The 4,178-nt window shown below is 69.4% G+C and carries 3 protein-coding genes; 2 read left to right on the top strand and 1 reads right to left on the bottom strand.

The genetic code is table 11. The features are described 5' to 3' along the window. Positions 1 to 586: 586 nt before the first annotated feature. Entirely contained in the window at positions 587 to 868 is a 282-nt protein-coding gene (locus ACIRQP_RS42055; RefSeq protein ID WP_403900715.1) for a hypothetical protein, read from the top strand. 249 nt (positions 869 to 1,117) lie between these two features. Then, positions 1,118 to 1,909 carry a hypothetical protein gene (locus tag ACIRQP_RS42050; RefSeq protein WP_403900713.1) on the top strand — a complete coding sequence of 264 codons (792 nt, stop codon included), beginning with the start codon at positions 1,118 to 1,120 and terminating at the stop codon, positions 1,907 to 1,909. Positions 1,910 to 2,306: 397 nt separating this feature from the next. Here ACIRQP_RS42050 and ACIRQP_RS42045 read toward each other — a convergent pair whose 3' ends face one another. Continuing rightward, on the bottom strand, positions 2,307 to 3,833 hold the full coding sequence (locus tag ACIRQP_RS42045) for a flavin monoamine oxidase family protein (RefSeq protein WP_403900717.1): 1,527 nt from the start codon (positions 3,831 to 3,833) through the stop codon (positions 2,307 to 2,309). Between the last annotated feature and the right edge of the window lie 345 nt (positions 3,834 to 4,178).

Here is a 4,178-nt window from a genome sequence, read left to right as displayed (position 1 = left end):
ATGTCGCAATCCACACCGAACCCGGAAGGCCCTCACTCGTTCAAGACCCCCCGACCGTGATCGCTGTCACCAACCTCCATGGACAGAACACCTAGCCCAACGTGCCGCCTGCGGAACACCAGCGCCTCACCCCCACCCGCTGAATCCGTCCCTCGACCGTCCGGCCTGCTGCGCGGGAGCTGGGAAATGTCCACGTCCCCGAGACAGGAACGAGGCCATCGGCGTGAGACAGCCCAAAGAACCACAGGTCACAGCCCCGAAATATGGCGCGGACGGTGAGATCCCACAATCGCCGCCCGCACTCCGATCCTCACGCTCGGGGGGGCGCATGTCGGGCGGCAGACGCACGACCGCCCGCCGCGCGACGCGTGGCGCGCGGTCCCGGAGCATCGGGCTACGGCGCCGGCGTGTACTCGATGCGCTCCTGTCCGCAGTCGCCGGCGATCCGGTTCAGCGCGTCCCGCTCCGCCGCGTCGACGGACAGTTCGGGGGCGTCGGAATCCGGCGGGTTCGGGGTTGGCTGGTCGCGATATCGTGGGTCCCTTGATGTCCGCCCCGTGTTCATGATCTAGCAGGAGCGCCCCGCATGCCCGAGGACCCCATCGCTCACAGCGAACTCGCCGCGCTCACCCGCCGTTTCGAGCAGGCGGAGGAGAAAGCCGACCGGGAGTTCGGGATCGTCAAGAGCGATCTCACCGCACTGCGGCTCCAGGTGGGCAACCTCGACCAGAAGGTGGCCAACCTCGATGAGAAGGTGGGCCGGCTCGTCGATGAGGTGCACGGCCTGAACAAGAAGATCGACCGCAACCAGGCGCAGATCGTTGAGCTGCTGACCCGTCTGGTGGGCAAGGACCCGGGCACCGCGTAGGCCAAGAGGCTCTCCGCAGGGCCTCGTTTGCTCGCCCCGGGTTCTTTCGAGCGGCGGGCTTTTCAGCGTGCGGTGCGCAGGTGTTCGCGCCGGGTGGTGACGAGCGCGCGCCAGCGGTCGCGTGTTTCCTGCTCGCTGTCGAGCCATTGTGCGGGTGAGGGGGCGGGGAGGGGGAGGCCGGCCATGAAGTGGGTGATGTCGGCGTAGTAGGCGTAGGCGCCGGTGTGGGTGCGTTCGCGGAGCCGGGCGATGGTGGTGGACAGTGCCGGACGCGCGTCCGGGACGGCGTGGTGGAAGCAGAGGGCGAGGTCGAGGGTCGCCTCTGCGGGAGGCGAGGCCGGCGGTGTCGATGTCGGGGCGCAGGAGGCGTGCGTGGTCTTCCACGTTCCGGTCGGTTCCGGCGTCGGGGACGAGGGCGGCGATCTGGGTGGTGAGGGTGGTGGCGCGCAGGTCGAGTCCGGACAGCAGCTGCTGGGCCAGGTCGAGTTCGTCATCGGCCTGGTCGGGTTCGGTGAAGGCGAGGACGAACGCGCGCTGGGCCTGGGCGGTGGCCCGTTCACCGGCGATGCCGTGTTCTTCGGCTTCCGCGCGGGCGTTCGCGTAAGCGGTGGCGGCGCGGGCCATGTCGGCCTGGACCCACCACACGTCGCCCAGGACGCGGTGGTGGCGGCCTTCCCAGCCGAGGGACCGGGCGGTTTCGAGGGCGGTCGGGAAGTCTCCGGCGAGCCGGGCCAGGTGGGCGAGACCGCGCTGTGCGGCGGGTGCGAGACGGCCTCCTCCGTCGGCGACGTACTGCATACCCCGGCGGGAGGCGTCGCTGCGCCCGAGGTCGCGCTGGGCTTTGGCCTGGTAGTAGACGGTCATCTCGTGGAGTTCCGTGGGCAGCAGACGGGTGTTGATGACTGTGGTGAGCCGGTCGGCGGTGCCCTCGCGGTGCTCGTGCTGTCGGCGGGCCAAGGCGCTGAGGGTTTCGACCAGGGCGTCGGCGGGTGTCTCCAGCTCCGCCTCCGTACTGCCTCCGCTCAGGTGATCCTGGTCTGAGGTGGGCCGGGCGGGCGGGGCGAGGGGCTCCCACACGGAGTCGCCGATGTCTGTCCAGGTGGCGTCGGTGAGCCAGCCCAGATCCAGCCGGAAGTCGCGTGCGAGGGCCAGGCCTTGGCGCGGGCATCCGACCAGCAGCATCCGTCCCGGCGCGCTGCTGGTGGTCCACTGCTCTCCGAGCGCGGTGAAGGCGCGTGCGGCGGCCTGCTGCCAGTCCCGTGGTGACCAGCGGTCGTCCGTAACGGTCGTCCGCGGTACGGATCGTGGAGCGGATCAGGGCATGGAGGTGGAAGGGTGACGGCCCTGTTGTCTGATTACCGCTCCTGCTGCTGCTGCTGTCAGTCAGCAAGAACACGTTCGGGAGGCGTCGGCACCTCTCCGGCGCCTCCCGGCCGTGTCAGGCGAGAACGCGCTCGTGCAGCGTAGTCACCACTTTGCGTGCGGACGAGAACGCGCCGTGCTGCCATGCATCGGCGTACGAGAGGTAGTCGCCCGCGAAGTACACGTGGCCCGCGGCCCGGTTGAGGGGTGCGTACGTGGCGGCGTCCGGGCCGCCCTTCAGGCTGTGCCAGGCGCCGAGGAGATGCGGGGTCTGGCGCCAGTGGTGCGAGAAGGACGTGGCGAGTTCGGTGCGGTAGACGTCTCCGTGGATCTTCACACCCTGGGCGACGGAGCGCTTCTCCCGGTCGGCCGGGCTGAGGGCCGCGTAGGTGTCGGCGTTCGTGCCGGTGTTGTAGTAGCCGATGATCACGCCGCGCTGGCCGTGGAAGCCGTACGACGGGTACCAGATGTGGCTGAGGTCCATGTCGGTCTCGGTGATGCCGCCGTAGATCTGCTGCTGCTCCTCCCACCAGCGGCTGCGGTACTCCAGGCCGATCTTGCCGGACGAGACGGGAGTGACCGCTTCGAGGGCGGTCTGTACGGCGCTGCCGAGGTTGTGCGGTGTCTTGGCGAGGATGTGCGGGGGGAGGGCGGCGATGCAGTAGTCGGCCTCGATGGCGCGGGTGCGGCCGCCCTGCTGGTAGGTGACGGCGACTCCGTGCGCCGTGTCGGTGATGCCGGAGACGACCGCGCCCGTGCGGATTCTGTGGCTGCCGATCGCCTTGGTCAGCGCCGCGGGTATGCGGTCCATGCCGCCGATGGGCTGAAACATCAGCATGGCCTGGTCGTAGCCGAACTCGAAGGAGAAGTAGCGGCCGACGCCGGTCGACAGCACCTGCGACACGGTGGGCACGGCACCGAGTTCGACGCCCGGTGTGCCGGCGGCGCCCGGGTCGACGGTGAAGCCGCGGTGCTCACTGCCGGTGTAGGTGAGCGTGTCGCCGATGTCGCCGAAGCTCTTGAGGAATTCGAGGAGCTGTTCCTGGTCGTCCGCGGTGATGGCCCCGTCGAGGGCCCCCTTGTCGGTGGCCTTGGCGAGGAGTTCGGAGACGTACCCGTACATGTCGGCCTTGGCGGTGCGGTACCGCACCGGCGCGGTCATGCCCGACTTCTCGTTGTAGAGGTAGGCGCTCGCGTTGCTGTTGGTGAACACCTCGATGGGAACGCCGAGTTCACGGCAGTAGTCCAGGGTGATCATCCACTGCGGGATGCGCGCGGGTCCCGCGTTCATGTATTGGCCGTCGCTGAAGCGCGCGGTCTGGCGGTTGCCGCAGGTGTCGCTGGTCGAATCTGCGCCGCGCACTGTGAAGTTGCGCCCGCCGGTGCGGTCGCGTGCCTCCAGGACGGTGCAGTCGTAGCCCGCCTTGCCGAGTTCGTACGCGGAGGCGAGGCCCGCGATCCCGCCGCCGACGATGACGACCTTGGCTGCGGCCCTGCCCTTCAGCGTGAAGTCGCCCGTTCGCGGCGCTCGGAAGACCGGTTCCCGCTCGGCGGCCTGTGCGGCGGTCGGCGCGAGACCCATCGCGCCCATGGTGGCGAGCATCGCGCCCGCGCCTCCGGTGATCCCCACCTGGCGCAGGAAGCCGCGCCGACTCGTGCCCGTCCCCGTCGATCTGGGCGGTTGACTCATGTCCCGTTACCCCTTCCGTGATCTTCGGATTCGTCGGGATCATGTCAACGATGTGTTACGGCCCGTCAGTCGCGGTTGGTCCCCCGTGTTGCCCTCCGCTCACCACCGTTACGGATCGGGCCCCAGGCCGCCGCGGCCGAAGCCCGCCCACGACGCCTAGGCCCAATACCGGTGTTTTAGGGGTCTTTGCGGCGGGTCGGAGCTGGTTTAGTGGGTTCGACGAGGGTGACGACGGGGGTGTCCGGGCGGGGCGGGTTG

The sequence above is a fragment of the Streptomyces sp. NPDC102274 genome (genome assembly GCF_044766385.1).
GTDB lineage: Bacteria > Actinomycetota > Actinomycetes > Streptomycetales > Streptomycetaceae > Streptomyces.
Note: the sequence above shows the minus strand (reverse complement) of the source record. Positions and strands in the feature narration are given on the sequence as shown.